Here is a 13,474-nt window from a genome sequence, read left to right as displayed (position 1 = left end):
GGCAGTTGAGCACAGCAACGAACGGCTCTCAAGAGCGGTTGACGCACGTCAAGAGAATGGGTGACTCGCACGCGTTGACGTCGATTCCACGCTGACCTGCAGACACAAGTCAGACGCCCACTCACATGATCCGGCGTGGAGAAGCCAGTGCCTCATGGGCGAGATGGAGCCGCCTGACAAGAACCTGGATGAAAGCCCGGTCGAAACGGTGCTGGCACTCGGGACTCAGCTGCCCCAACGACTCCGGCGTGAAGGACACGGTTGTGCAAAGTTGGGTCACCCGGATGTCGGTGCTGTGGCGGCGCAGATCGGGATTCGGTGCCAGATAGGCCATCTCGCCGACCGAGGTCCCCGTGCCCAGCGTGGCGACCAGCGCCTCGTCGCGCCAGACCTCGACCTCGCCCTGCGTGATGATGTGGAAGGTGTTCCCTTCCTGCCCCTTCTTGAACAGCGGGTAGTCGAGCGGATAACGGCGCCATCGCGCGCGCCGCACGACCTCCCAGAGCTCGACGTCGCCGAAGCCCGCGAAGAACTCCAGCCCGCGCAGCAGGTTGAAACGCTCCGAGTCCTTCACCTCGTTGAGCCGCGCCAGCGGCACCAGCTGCTTCGCGACCAGTTCCGACAGCGCCTGGCCGAAGGACTCCCAGTCGGGATAACGCTCGGTCGGGTGCTTGTAGAGCGCCCGCTGGATGACCGCGTCCAGTTCCGCCGTCACGCCGCCGCGCTGGCCCAGCAGCGGCTGCGGGGCCTGGTGGTAGATCTGATGCATCAGCGCCATCTGGTTGGGCGCGTCGAAGGGCGGCCGGCCGCTGACCAGGTGGTACAGCACGGCGCCCAGCGCATAGATGTCGGCCTGCGCGCCGACGTCGCCGCCTTCGATCTGCTCGGGCGGCATGTAGGCCAGCGAGCCGACGCGATGCACCTGCGTCATGTCGGCATTCAGGTTGAGCGCGCTGCCGAAGTCACTGACCTTGACATCGGTGACCTGACCCTGGCTGTCGAGCACCGCCAGCAGGTTCGCCGGCTTGATGTCGCGGTGCACGACGCCCTGGCGGAACACATACGACAGCGCCATCGCGCACTTGAAGCCGAGTTCGACGATCTGGTCCAGCGGCAGCAGCCGGTCGTTGCGGCAGAAGTGCTTCAGCGTGACGCCGTGGACGAACTCCATGACCAGGTAAGGCAGGTCGCCGTCCTGCACCGCGTCGAGGATCTGCACCACGTTCGGGTGCTGCAGCCGTCCGGCCAGCGCAGCCTCCGCGGCGAAGAAGCGGATGCTGAGCGTGTCTTCCTCGGTATGGCCGCCGGCCGACCAGGCGCGCATGCGCTTGATGGCGACCTCCTGGCCCTTGAAGTCGTCCATGGCGAGGAAGACGTCGCTGGTCGCGCCTTCACCCAGGCGTCTCAGCACGCGGTACTTGCCGATCTGCTCCGGCAGGTCGGCCAGTCCGCCGAGCGTCGAGTCGGAAAAGGTGGAGGGACGGAGATCGTCGGAGGCGCTCATCGGAGGGCCATCCTGCCCCAGGGAGAGGGTGCGGGCAAGAGGGGCGCACGGTCTCTTACAGGGGAGGTCCCCTAAAATGCGGCCCCATGATCCAAGCCAAGCAGGAATTGCTCACCGCCCTCGGCACCGTGCTCCAGGGCCTGAGCCAGGAGGCCGTCGCCGCCGGCCTCATCGCCGCCGCGCCCGCGGCCGCTTTCGAGAACCCCAAGCAAGCCTCCCACGGCGACTTCGCCTGCACGGCGGCGATGCAGCTGTCCAAGGCGCTGAAGAAGAACCCGCGCGAACTGGCGCAGACGCTGATCGCCCAGCTGCAGGCGCAGCCCGCCTTCGAGCGCTGGGTCGAGGCGCTGGAGATCGCCGGTCCCGGTTTCATCAACATCCGCCTGAAGCCGGCAGCCCGGCAGGCCGTGGTCGGCGAGGTCTTCGCGGCGACGTCGCGTTTCGGCCACCAGCCCGCGCGCGAGACGTCGGCGCTGGTCGAGTTCGTCTCGGCCAATCCGACCGGCCCGCTGCACGTCGGCCATGCGCGCCAGGCGGCGCTGGGCGATTCGCTCTGCCACCTGTTCACGACGCAGGGCTGGAAGGTCAGCCGCGAGTTCTATTACAACGACGCCGGCGTGCAGATCGCGACGCTCGCGCAGTCCACGCAGTCGCGCCTGAAGGGCCTGAAGCCGGGAGACGACGGCTGGCCCGAGTCGGCCTACAACGGCGACTACATCCAGGACATCGCCGACGCCTTCCTGCGCAAGGAGACGGTGAAGGCGGACGACCGCGAGTTCACCGCCTCCGGCGACATCGACGACCTGGACGGCATCCGCCAGTTCGCCGTGGCCTACCTGCGACACGAGCAGGACCTGGATCTGCAGGCGTTCGGACTGCGCTTCGACAACTACTTCCTCGAGTCCTCGCTGTACAGCGGCGGCCAGGTCGAGGACGCCGTGTCGCGCATCATCGCCAACGGCAAGACCTACGAGGACGGCGGCGCGCTGTGGCTGCGCTCGACCGACTACGGCGACGACAAGGACCGCGTGATGCGCAAGTCCGACGGGACGTTCACCTACTTCGTCCCGGACGTCGCGTACCACGTCAACAAGTTCAAGCGCGGCTTCTCCAAGTGCATCAACGTCCAGGGCAGCGACCACCACGGCACGATCGCCCGGGTGCGCGGCGGCCTGCAGGCCACCGGCGTCGGCATCCCGCCCGGCTTCCCCGACTACGTGCTGCACAAGATGGTCACGGTCATGAAGGGCGGCCAGGAGGTCAAGATCTCCAAGCGTGCCGGCAGCTACGTGACGTTGCGCGACCTGATCGACTGGACCAGCCGCGACGCGGTGCGCTTCTTCCTGATCAGCCGCAAGGCCGACACCGAGTTCGTCTTCGACGTCGACCTCGCGCTCAAGGCCAACGACGAGAACCCCGTGTTCTACGTGCAGTACGCGCATGCGCGCATCTGCTCGGTGCTGCGCAAGGGCGCGGAACAAGGCCATGACGAGGCCGCCGTCGCCGGCGCCGACCTGTCGCTGCTGACGGCGCCGACCGAGTCCGCGCTGATGCTGAAGCTGGCGGACTATCCCCGCATGCTGACGGCCGCGGCGCAAGACCTGGCCCCGCACGACGTCGCGTTCTATCTGCGCGACCTGGCCGGCGCGCTGCACAGCTACTATGGCGCCGAACGCGTGCTGGGCGACGACCCGGCCCTGACGCGCGCGCGCCTGGCGCTGCTGGCCGCGACGCGGCAGGTGATGCGCAACGCGCTGGCGGTGCTGGGGGTGTCGGCCCCGGACGCGATGGAACGTGACTCGCAGGAGCAGCAATGAGCAAAGAGAAGCAGCGCGGCGGATTCGCCATGGGCCTGATCGTGGGCCTGCTGCTGGGGCTGGGGATCGCGCTGGGCGTGGCCCTGTACGTGACGAAGGCGCCGGTGCCCTTCGTCAACAAGCTGCCGCAGCGCACCGCGGAGCAGGACGCCCAGGAAGCCGAACGCAACCGGAACTGGGATCCCAACGCCCCGCTGGCCGGCCGCGCCGGCGCGAAGGCGGCCTCGGGCGTCGTGACGCCGGCGGTCGTTCCGGCCCCGACGCCGGCCCAGCAGGCGCCGCAGGTCACCACCGGCTCGACGCCGGCTCCGGCGGTCGAAGGCCGCCCGGCGGAGCGCGCTCCCGCCGCCCAGCCGCAGGCTCAGACGCCGCCGGCCGCGAAGCCGGAACAGCGCCCGGCGGAGCAACGCGCCGCCGACGGCGCGCGGCCCGATGGCTCGCGCGGCAGCTTCTTCGTCCAGGCCGGCGCCTACACGCGCATGGAGGACGCCGAGCAGCAGCGCGCCAAGCTGGCGATCCAGGGCTTCGCCGCCAAGGTGATGGAGCGCGAGCAATCCGGCCGCACCGTGTTCCGTGTGCGCCTGGGACCCTTCGACACGCGTGACGAAGCCGAGGCGCAGCAGAAGAAGCTCGAGGGTGCCGGCGTCGAAGCCAACCTCGTCGCGATCCAGCGCTGAGCGGCCGCCTCACGCCCGAACGGCCTCCGTACAACGTTAATGCCGCTCTAAGTTTGACTTTCTAGGATGGCCGGCCGCTGCGGCGCCGGTCGCAGCGGAACCAACAAGGAATCGAAGATGAAGCGTCGCGAATTCAACACCCTCACGGCCCTGTCGACCGCCGCGGGCGGTGGTGTGCTCCTGGCCGGCGCCCCGGCGCAGGCGCAGGGCGGCCCGGTCGAAGGCCGCCAGTACCAGCGTCTGGCCACGCCGGTGGCGGGCTCGACGCCGGGCAAGGTCGAGGTGATCGAGTTCTTCTGGTACGGCTGCCCGCACTGCTACGTCTTCGAGCCGACGATCGAGGCCTGGGCCAAGCAGCTGCCTGCGGACGTCGTGTACCGCAAGGTCCACGTGGCCTTCCGCGCCAACGTGAAGATCCACCAGCAGCTGTTCTTCACGCTGGAGGCGATGGGCAAGGAAGCGCAGGTGCGCCCCGCCATCTTCAACGCCATCCACCGCGGCAACCAGAGCCTGCTCGATGTGGAGGAGATGGCCAAGTTCCTGGCGCCGCTGGGCGTGGATCCGGCGAAGTTCAAGGAGACCTTCAAGTCCTTCACCGTGCAGTCCAAGTGCCAGCAGGCCGAGAAGCTGCAGAACCAGTACAACATCGACGGCGTGCCCAGCGTGGCGATCGGCGGGCGTTTCCTGACGTCGCCGGCCATGGCGGGCTTCGGGCTGCGCGTCAGCGAGGAAGAACTCGGCCAGCGTTGCATCGCCGTCGCGAACTATCTGCTGCCGCTGGCGCGCAAGGGCGCCTGAGCGGCCTGATCGTCTACTGCCCCGGCTGCTGGCCCTCACCCCCCGCTCTCTCCAGCGAGGCGGCAAAAGAGTCCGGCTGGAGTCTTTCGAAAGCGCCCCTCGTGGGCGCTTTCTGCTTTTTCGGTGCCAGGACTTGCGCACCGTGTGTCTGGGGCTTAAAGTGATATCACCTTTTTGGAGGAGTTGGTGATGAGCACGACCGCAGTCCCGAAGACCCCCCCGTCGCGCGCCGCTGCGCCGGCGACGATGGAGCGCCGCGCCGGGACGGCCAATGGCTACGCCGCGCTGCTGATCGGCCTGGGCCTGCTGGCCTTCGCCGTCTGGCGCGTCGCCTCGTTCCGCCATGAGGCGATCGACCTGACGCAGGTGACGCTGATCCTGGTGGGCCTGATCCTGCTGTCGGGCCTGTACATCCAGCAGCCCAACGAGGCGCGCCTGCTGACGCTCTTCGGCCGCTATGTCGGCACCGACCGCGTGTCCGGGCTGCGCTGGACGATCCCGCTGTTCATGGCCAAGCGCCGCCTCTCGCTGCGCGCGCGCAACCTGGACGCGCCGACGCTGAAGGTCAACGACAAGCGCGGCAACCCCGTCGAGATCGGCGCGGCCGTGGTCTGGCGGGTCCAGGACACGGCGCGCGCGGTGTTCGAGGTCGACGACTTCGAGCAGTACGTCAGCATCCAGGCGGAGGCCGCGATCCGGCATGTCGCCTCGCAGTTCGCCTACGACGAGGGCGACGACATCGACAGCCAGGAGATCACGCTGCGCGCCGGCGCCGACGAGGTGATGGCCGCGATGATCGACGAACTGCAGGCGCGCCTCCAGCCCGCAGGGGTCAGCGTCGAGACGGCCATGCTGACCCATCTGGCCTATGCGCCGGAGATCGCGCAGGTGATGCTGCGCCGCCAGCAGGCCGAAGCCATCATCAGCGCCCGCAAGAAGATCGTGCACGGCGCGGTCAGCATGGTCGAGGAAGCCCTCAAGGGCCTGAGCGAGCGCGAGATCGTGCAGCTCGACGACGAGCGCAAGGCGGCGATGGTGTCCAACCTGCTGGTGGTGCTGTGCTCCGACAAGGACACGCAGCCGATCATCAACGCGGGCACGCTCTACAACTGAGTGCGCGCAGGGAGCAGGCATGGCCATGACATCACGCAATCCGTCGACTGGGACCACCGCGGCGCCCCCCTCGCCGACAGGCGGCGGCTGGAGCCCGTGGCGAGCCCTGTTCGTCGCGTGCTGGGGCGCGCACCTGTCGTTCATCCTGCTATCCGCGGGGTCCTTGCCGGCCGTCGTGGTGGATCCTTCCCATGGGGGCAAGACCTGGAGCCGGGACGCCTATGTGGCGATCTCGCTCGGCATGGGCGTCCTCGTGCCCGCGATGTGCACCTGGGGTGTGGCCTTCGTCGCCCGGCACTTCACCGGCGCGCTGAACATGCCGAACAAGGACTACTGGATGGCGCCGGAGCGCCGCGCGTCGACGCTGGTCACGCTGGGTCGCCTGATGTGGCCGCTGGGCTTGCTGATCGTGCTGGCGCAGGCCGGGTCGACCGTGATGGTGCTGGCGTCGGTGATGCATTGGCCGCTGGGTGGCGAGATCCCCATCGTGGGCGGCGTGGTGTGGGCGATGGCCATGGCGGCCTGGGTGGGCGTGGTGCTGCGGACCTTCCGTCTGCCCGAGCGGTCATCGATGTCATCGCCATCGCAGCGCCCGGCATCGCAGGGCGATCGTCAAAGACCGCGCACCCCTCACCGCCGTCCCGGGCGCTGACGACGGAGCGGCGCAGCGATGGGCAGTCCCGGCAAGAAGCAGTTTCCGCTGCGCCTCGATCCGGCGTTGTGGGAGGAGATCGAGCGCCTGGCCGCGATCGAGCTGCGGTCCTCCAATGCGCAGATCGAGTTGCTGCTGCGCGAGGCGCTCAAGCGCCGCGGCATCAAGCCGGCGCTCTCGCCCACGCCGCGCCGGGGTCGTCCGCCGGCGGGTGAGGGGGACGCCTCCGGCGAGGGCGATGAAGGCTCTGGCCTCTTCGATGTCCCCGGCAGCGCCGACGGCGCCGGCAACGCTGGCGAATAACCCGTCCGCCGTCCCCGCCATCGAGGCCTCCAGCGGACTTCGCACGACCGTGCTAAATTGCGGCGCATGGAAGCCAAGACTGCCCGCAGTGAGCTGACGCAGAGCGCCATCGTCGACGTCGCGCTGGAGATGGCACGTCTGGACGGGCTGGACAGCCTGTCGATCGGCGAGGTGGCCAAGCGGCTGAACCTGTCCAAGAGCGGCGTGTTCTCGCGCATCGGCTCGCGTGAAGCGTTGCAGGCCGCGGTGCTGGATGCGTTCGAGAAGATTTTCCAGCAGGAGGTCATCCTGCCCGCGCTGCGCGAGCCGCGCGGCCTGCCGCGGATGGATGCGATGGTGCGCGCCTGGTTGAATCGCGTCGACGGGCCGCACGGCAACTGCCTCTACGTGGCCGGCGCCTTCGAGTACGACGATCGCGACGACGCGATGCGCGATCACCTGCTGGACGGTGTCCGCCGCTGGCGCGGCACGCTGCGGCGTACGCTGCTCCAGGCGCAGGACGCCGGTCAGCTGCGCGCGGATGCCGACCTTGACCAGTTGATCTTCGAGCTCGATGGGCTGTTCACCGCGCTCGTCCGCGAGGTGCGCTTCCTGCGCACGCCGGATGCCGTCGATCGGGCCTGGACCAGCTATCGCCGCCTGATGGCGCCGGCGCTGGTCACGAACGCCCCTCCGTCTTCCGCTTCACCCGCCTGAGGCCGCCGCACATGAACCGCGCCGGCCTCATCGCTTCCACCAATTTCGCACGATCGTGCGAAGTCGCTCGCGGCTCATGTCGCGGCGCCTGTTCCTGACCTTCGAGGAGTCGATCATGACCATCCTGCTGATCCTGAGTCTGTTGTCCGGCGGCGCGTTGTGGCGCGCCTGGGCCTCCTGGCGCCGGCTGATGCGGCAACTGCCGCGGCGCAACCGCGACATGGTGCTGTTCTGAGCGCGCGCCCGCTCCCGCGTCACCACCCGGTCACGGGATAAGCCGGAGTGGCGATGCCATGAGCGCTCCTTACACTCGATGGCTTGTCCCATTGAGGAAAGTCCATGGCGTGGTTGATGCGCTGGCGGCCCGTGACCGTCGGCCCCGAGAAGGCGATTGCTCCCGATGAACGCCTGTCCTGGCCGCAGACCGCGGCGCTCGGCCTGCAACATGTGATCGCCATGTTCGGCGCCACCGTGCTGGCGCCGCTGCTGATGGGCTTCGATCCCAACGTCGCCGTGCTGATGAGCGGCGTGGGCACCTTGCTGTTCTTCTTCCTGACCGGTGGTCGCGTGCCGAGCTACCTGGGCTCGAGCTTCGCGTTCATCGGCGTGGTCATCGCCGCGACCGGGTATGCCGGCAGCGGCCCCAATCCCAACCTGCCGCTGGCGCTGGGCGGCATCATCGCCTGTGGGGTGCTGTACACCGCCATCGGCCTGCTGGTGTCGGCCACCGGCAGCGGCTGGGTCGAGAAGCTGATGCCGCCGGTCGTGACGGGCGCGGTGGTCGCGGTGATCGGGCTCAACCTCGCCTCGGTGCCGATCAAGAACATGGCGCCGACGCCGTTCGACGCCTGGATGCAGGCAGCGACCTTCGTCAGCGTCGCCGTGGTCGCGGTCTTCGCGCGCGGCATGCTGCAACGCCTGCTGATCCTCGCCGGCCTGATCCAGGCCAGCCTGATCTACGCGCTGTTGACCAACGGTTTCGGCCTGGGCGCGCCGATCGACCTGTCGAAGGTCGCGGCGGCGGCGTGGATCGGCCTGCCGCAGTTCCATGCGCCGGTCTTCGACGGCGCCGCGATGCTGATGATCGCGCCGGTCGCGCTGATCCTGGTCGCGGAGAACCTCGGTCACCTGAAGGCGGTCGGCGCGATGACCGGCCGCGACATGACGCCCTTCCTCGGTCGCGCCTTCATCGGCGACGGGCTCGCGACGATCGCCAGCGGCGCCGTCGGCGGCACGGGCGTCACGACCTACGCCGAGAACATCGGCGTCATGGCCGCGACCCGGATCTATTCGACGGCGGTCTTCGTCATCGCGGCGCTGATGGCGCTGGCGCTGGGCTTCTCGCCGAAGTTCGGCGCGCTGATCCAGGCCATCCCGCTGGCCGTGATGGGCGGCGTCAGCATCGTCGTGTTCGGCCTGATCGCGATCGCGGGCGCCCGCATCTGGGTGGACCACCAGGTCGACTTCCGCGACCCGCGCAACCTGATGGTGGCCGCGATCACGCTGGTGATCGGCACGGGTGACTTCACGCTGAAGCTGGGTGGGTTTACCCTGGGTGGCATCGGAACTGCCACCTTCGGCGCGATCCTGTTGCATGCGCTGCTCCGGCGCAGCCGCACGGACTGACCCCACGCCGCCTGCACGGGTGTGGAGACCCGGGCTTCCAATAACGAGACGGACAACTCGACATCAGCACGATGAGCAAGGTTGGGGTGTTGCGAGCAGCGGTGGACGGACGGTCGTCGGCGGGCGTGGCCGATGGACGCGTGCGCGCCGCGGCCCTGGCACTCGCCGTGAGCCTGGCCTTGCCGCTGCTGTCCGGGTGCGGCCCCGGCGATGGCGCGGCCCCGGCCGCCTCGTCCGCCGGTCCGGCCCTGCAGGATCGCGCGCTGCAGGCCGAGCTCGAACAGCAGGAACGCGTCGGACAAGCCCATCCGCGCGAGCATGTGCGCGAGCTGCAGGCGATCGAGACACGCGCCGCGGTGGGCAGCGCCGAGCGGCTGGAAGCGCTGAGCCAGCGCGCGGCCCTGCTCGCGCAGCTGCGCGACCGCAGCGGTCACGAGGCGGCGCTCGAGCAGCTCAAGGCCTGGCCCGAGGCCGCGCCGACGCGGGGACAGATCCCGCTGGCGCTGATGCTGGCACGCGCGCAGTGGCTGAAGGCGAACGGCGAACTGGGCGCCGGCGTGCGGCTGCTGGGCGGCCTGTCCGACATCGACGCCGCCACCGCCGACCGGCGCCTGATGTGGCGCGCCACCGAGCTGCGCGCCTACATCCAGGGCGATTACGGCGAGGTCGACGCGGCGGTCGAGAGCGGCTTGAAGGCGCTGGATCAGGCGCGGGCGATGGACTCGCGCTGGCGCGCCGCGGCCACCGAGGCGACCCTCGCCTTCAACTATTTCCGCAGCCAGCAGATCGACCATGCCAAGCGCACCGCGCGCGAGGCGTTGCAGGCTGCGCAGCAGGACCCCGACCCGGTGCTGCTGTACTCGGTCCACACGATCCTGGGCATCGTGTACTCGCAGGACGAGGATCCGAAGCTCAGCCAGCAGGCCCGCGAGCAGGCGCTGCAGTACGCCCGCGAGGCGCAGGCCCAGGGCCTGCAGGCGCTGGCCCTGGGCAACCTGGCGGATTACGAGCTGCGCACCGGCAACTACGCACGCGCGCTGGACCTCTCGACGCAAAGCCTGGCCCTGGCGCACGAGAGCGGCGACATCTCGACCGAGATCCTCGCGCGGCACAACTCGGGCATCGCCAAGATCGGTCTGCGCAAGCTGGAAGAGGGCAAGCGCGACGTGCTGCAGGCCATCACGATGGACGCCCAGCGCGAGGCCGGCAGCTACACGGCGGAGTCCTGGCTGGAACTGGGCATCTACCTGGAGAAGTTCGACGACCTGCCCGGCGCAATCGCGGCCTTCCATCAGTCGCGCAAGGAATTCGACGAGGTGCTGCGCGACGAGACCCGCAAGGCGGTGCTGGAGGCGCAGGCGCGTTTCGAGGACCAGCAGCGCCAGCGCGAGATCCGTCTGCTCAACCAGGACAACAGCCTCAAGGCCGAGCAGATCCGCACCCGCGACCTGCAGCTGAAGCTGTGGGCGGAGGTCGGCGGCTGCGTGCTGCTGTCCGGCGCCCTGCTGGCGCTGGCCTACCGGCGCATCCGCCGCACGAATGCGGCGCTGGCGCAGACCAACGAATCGCTGCGCGTGCAGAGCGAGCGCGATCCGCTGACGGGGCTCGCGAACCGGCGCCACTTCCAGCAGGCCATCGCGCAGCGCACCCGCGAGGGCGGCCTGCGCGGCAGCCTGTTCCTGATCGACATCGACCACTTCAAGCGCATCAACGACCAATGGGGCCACGCGGCCGGCGACACCGTGCTGGTCGAAGTCGCGCGCCGCCTGAGCGGCGTGTTGCGCGAGCAGGACCTGGTGGTCCGCTGGGGCGGGGAGGAGTTCCTGATCCTGGTGAACTCCGAGGCGACGGAGGATGCGCGTCAACTGGGCCAGCGGCTGCTGGACCAGATCGGCGGGCAGCCGGTCGACCACGGATCGCTGCGCATCCCGATCAGCGCATCTGTCGGCTTCGCCAGCTTCCCCATGGCGCCGCAAGACCTGACCCTGGAATGGGAGCGCGCCATCGACCTCGTCGACACCGTGATGTACATGGCCAAGGCCCACGGCCGCAACAAGGCCTACGGGGTGGCGGCCATGCAGGCGCGCGACCGCGATCAGCTGCTCGCGCTGGCCGGGCGCATCGAGTCCGCCTGGCACCAGGGCCAGGTGCAGCTGGTCAGCCTGCTCGGACCTGCGCAGGAGCCGCGCGCATGAGGACAGGAGTGCGTGCCTGCCTGAAGGCTGTCCGGACGGTCGCCCGGACAGTGAGTCTGACGGCCGTCCTGCTGGGCCTGGGCGCGACCCTGGCGCTCGCGGAGATCCCCGATCGCGCGCTGGATGCGCAGCTCGCGCAGCTGGACCGCTTCGGCTACAACGAGCCGGAGAAGGCGGCGCAGCAGTTGCGCGCGCTGCTCGCGGAGCCGGCACATGCGCCGCACCGTCTCCACATCGAGTACGCGCTGGGCCGCAACGCGGTCCAGGCCGGTCGTCCCGACGACGTGCGCCGCATCTCCCGCGAGCTGGAGGCGCGGCCGGGCGGTCGGCCGCTGTCGCGTCTGCTGCTGGCTGAACTGCAGGATCGGCAGGGGCAGACCGGCCGCTCCGGCGAGATGGCGCAGCTGGCGCTGGATGAGCTGGCGCCGGCCTGTCCGGCCACGTCGACGCCGGCGATTCCACCCGGCTGCGATGCGCGCGTGATGATCCAGGCGCTGCGCCTGGTGGCGCGGGCACAGGGCGCGCGCGGCGAATACGCCTTCGCGGAAACCTCGTTGCGGCGGGCCTTGTCGCTGGCGCAGGCGATCCAGGACCACAGCGTGACCGGCACGATGATGGGCTCACTGGCAGTCAACAGCCAGGTGAGGGACGAGTCCGCCGCGGCCCAGCAGTGGATGGCGCAGGCATGGCAGCTCGCGCAAGGCGACGTCTCGGCGATGAGCCGCGCCAAGATGGTCGAGTCGATGGTCGCGTCCCGGCGCGGGGACCGGACCGCCCAGTTGTCCGCGCTGGAAGACGCGCTGCGCCTGGCCGAGCAGGCGGGCGGCCGGCGCGACGTGGCGCTGCTGCAGAACAACCTGCTGGACGCCTACATCCACACCGATCAGTCCGCCAAGGCGATCCAGCTCGCGCGGCTGGCGCTGCCGGTCGTCCAGTCCTACAACGACCAGACGGTCGAGCGCACGCTGCGGCACAACCTGTCGGTGGCGCTGGTCCAGCAGCGCCAGTTCGAGCCGGCACGGCGCGAGATCGCGCGGGTCCTCGAGATGGCGCAGGGCGACTTCGATCCCGTGCGCCGCGCGCTGCAGCTGCGGGAACTGGGCGAGGCCTACGCGAAGGTCGGCCAGGCCAAGGAGGCGCTGCGGCTGTATCACGAGGAGCGTGCGCTGAGCGCGGACACGGCGCGCCGCAACCGCGAGTCCTCGCTGCAGCAGTTGCGGCTGAAGTACGACAGCGAGGCCAAGCAGCGCGACCTGGAACTGCTGCGCCGCGAGCAGACGCTGAAGGACCGTGAGCTCGGCAACCGCCGGCTGGCGCAGTACGTCGGCGTCGGGCTGGCGGCGCTGCTGGGGCTGTCGCTGATCCTGATGGGCGTGATGCTGGCGCGCGTGCGCGAGGCCAACCGCAAGCTGAAGGCCAACCAGAGCCTGCTGCGCGCGCAGAGCGAGCGCGATCCGCTGACGGACCTCGCCAACCGCCGTCACTTCCTCGCGGTCATGGACCGCCACGCGAAGGACATGTTCACCGGCGCGCTGCTGATGATCGACATCGATCACTTCAAGCACGTCAACGATCGCCACGGCCACGCGGCCGGCGACGCCGTGATCATCGAGGTCTCGCGTCGCATCGCGCAGGCGGTGCGGGCCGAGGACCTGGTGGTGCGCTGGGGCGGCGAGGAGTTCCTGGTCTTCGCGCGCAATGTCGCGCCGGACCAGCTGCAACTGCTCGCGGAGCGCGTCCTGTTCATCGTCGGCGAGACGCCGGTGCAGACTGCGGCGGGACCGCTGCGGGTGACCTGCTCGATCGGCTTCGCGCATTTCCCGCTGCCGCCGGCGCAGCTCGCGCTGCACTGGGAACAGGCCGTCAACTGGGCCGACATGGCGCTCTACACGGCCAAGTCGCAGGGCCGCAACCGGGCGCGCGGCATCGTCACCGTCGCGGCCGGCGACGCGCAGGCGCTGATCCAGATCGAGGCCGACTTCGACGCCGCCTGCAGCTCGGAGCGCGTGCAGCTCCAGACCATCCTGGGTCCGGAGTCCCCCGAGGTGCCCGGCGCCGACTAGTCGCCCATACTGGGGCGGCCAAGATCACAA

The 13,474-nt window shown here is 69.5% G+C and carries 11 protein-coding genes; 10 read left to right on the top strand and 1 reads right to left on the bottom strand.

From position 1 onward, the window contains the following. Positions 1-121: 121 nt before the first annotated feature. Positions 122-1,504, bottom strand: a complete 1,383-nt coding sequence (locus tag AC07OZ_RS08695; RefSeq protein ID WP_495466755.1) for a serine/threonine-protein kinase — start codon at positions 1,502-1,504, stop codon at positions 122-124. Positions 1,505-1,590: 86 nt separating this feature from the next. Here AC07OZ_RS08695 and argS point away from each other — a divergent pair, with 86 nt between their 5' ends. The 10 genes from argS (at position 1,591) to AC07OZ_RS08645 (ending at position 13,444) form a co-directional block, all read left to right on the top strand. Beyond that, positions 1,591-3,321 carry an arginine--tRNA ligase gene (gene argS, locus AC07OZ_RS08690; RefSeq protein ID WP_495466754.1) on the top strand — a complete coding sequence of 577 codons (1,731 nt, stop codon included), beginning with the start codon at positions 1,591-1,593 and terminating at the stop codon, positions 3,319-3,321. Further along, the gene (locus AC07OZ_RS08685) at positions 3,318-3,998 is read left to right on the top strand and encodes an SPOR domain-containing protein (protein WP_495466753.1); all 681 of its coding nucleotides are present in this window, start codon (positions 3,318-3,320) and stop codon (positions 3,996-3,998) included. Before argS ends, AC07OZ_RS08685 begins: the two co-directional genes overlap by 4 nt. Before the next feature lie 117 nt (positions 3,999-4,115). Beyond that, a complete protein-coding gene (locus AC07OZ_RS08680) occupies positions 4,116-4,796 on the top strand; it encodes a thiol:disulfide interchange protein DsbA/DsbL (RefSeq protein WP_495466752.1) in 681 nt (226 codons plus the stop codon). 189 nt (positions 4,797-4,985) lie between these two features. Beyond that, on the top strand, positions 4,986-5,909 hold the full coding sequence (locus tag AC07OZ_RS08675; RefSeq protein ID WP_495466751.1) for an SPFH domain-containing protein: 924 nt from the start codon (positions 4,986-4,988) through the stop codon (positions 5,907-5,909). Between the two features lie 25 nt (positions 5,910-5,934). Continuing rightward, complete coding sequence (locus tag AC07OZ_RS08670; protein WP_495466750.1) at positions 5,935-6,561, top strand: hypothetical protein; 627 nt, start codon at positions 5,935-5,937, stop codon at positions 6,559-6,561. 18 nt (positions 6,562-6,579) lie between these two features. Then, positions 6,580-6,864: a type II toxin-antitoxin system antitoxin gene (locus AC07OZ_RS08665; RefSeq protein WP_495466749.1), complete on the top strand. Its 285-nt coding sequence runs from the start codon at positions 6,580-6,582 to the stop codon at positions 6,862-6,864. Positions 6,865-6,930: 66 nt separating this feature from the next. Continuing rightward, positions 6,931-7,560: a TetR/AcrR family transcriptional regulator gene (locus AC07OZ_RS08660; protein ID WP_495466748.1), complete on the top strand. Its 630-nt coding sequence runs from the start codon at positions 6,931-6,933 to the stop codon at positions 7,558-7,560. Positions 7,561-7,899: 339 nt separating this feature from the next. Continuing rightward, complete coding sequence (locus AC07OZ_RS08655) at positions 7,900-9,186, top strand: solute carrier family 23 protein (RefSeq protein ID WP_495466747.1); 1,287 nt, start codon at positions 7,900-7,902, stop codon at positions 9,184-9,186. A gap of 71 nt (positions 9,187-9,257) precedes the next feature. Further along, on the top strand, positions 9,258-11,381 hold the full coding sequence (locus tag AC07OZ_RS08650) for a GGDEF domain-containing protein (RefSeq protein ID WP_495466746.1): 2,124 nt from the start codon (positions 9,258-9,260) through the stop codon (positions 11,379-11,381). Continuing rightward, positions 11,378-13,444 carry a GGDEF domain-containing protein gene (locus AC07OZ_RS08645; protein WP_495466745.1) on the top strand — a complete coding sequence of 689 codons (2,067 nt, stop codon included), beginning with the start codon at positions 11,378-11,380 and terminating at the stop codon, positions 13,442-13,444. The genes AC07OZ_RS08650 and AC07OZ_RS08645 overlap by 4 nt, the downstream gene beginning before the upstream one ends. Positions 13,445-13,474 lie beyond the last annotated feature (30 nt).

Source organism: Roseateles sp. GW821-FHT09G03 (assembly GCF_059416045.1).
This window is presented reverse-complemented; position numbering and strand designations above follow the sequence as displayed.

Coding starts and splice junctions, on each gene's coding strand:
- AC07OZ_RS08675 (WP_495466751.1), top strand. CDS start 4,986: ATGAGCACGACCGCAGTCCCGAAGACCCCCCCGTCGCGCGCCGCTGCG.
- argS (WP_495466754.1), top strand. CDS start 1,591: ATGATCCAAGCCAAGCAGGAATTGCTCACCGCCCTCGGCACCGTGCTC.
- AC07OZ_RS08650 (WP_495466746.1), top strand. CDS start 9,258: ATGAGCAAGGTTGGGGTGTTGCGAGCAGCGGTGGACGGACGGTCGTCG.
- AC07OZ_RS08680 (WP_495466752.1), top strand. CDS start 4,116: ATGAAGCGTCGCGAATTCAACACCCTCACGGCCCTGTCGACCGCCGCG.
- AC07OZ_RS08660 (WP_495466748.1), top strand. CDS start 6,931: ATGGAAGCCAAGACTGCCCGCAGTGAGCTGACGCAGAGCGCCATCGTC.
- AC07OZ_RS08685 (WP_495466753.1), top strand. CDS start 3,318: ATGAGCAAAGAGAAGCAGCGCGGCGGATTCGCCATGGGCCTGATCGTG.
- AC07OZ_RS08695 (WP_495466755.1), bottom strand. CDS start 1,504: ATGAGCGCCTCCGACGATCTCCGTCCCTCCACCTTTTCCGACTCGACG.
- AC07OZ_RS08670 (WP_495466750.1), top strand. CDS start 5,935: ATGACATCACGCAATCCGTCGACTGGGACCACCGCGGCGCCCCCCTCG.
- AC07OZ_RS08665 (WP_495466749.1), top strand. CDS start 6,580: ATGGGCAGTCCCGGCAAGAAGCAGTTTCCGCTGCGCCTCGATCCGGCG.
- AC07OZ_RS08645 (WP_495466745.1), top strand. CDS start 11,378: ATGAGGACAGGAGTGCGTGCCTGCCTGAAGGCTGTCCGGACGGTCGCC.
- AC07OZ_RS08655 (WP_495466747.1), top strand. CDS start 7,900: ATGGCGTGGTTGATGCGCTGGCGGCCCGTGACCGTCGGCCCCGAGAAG.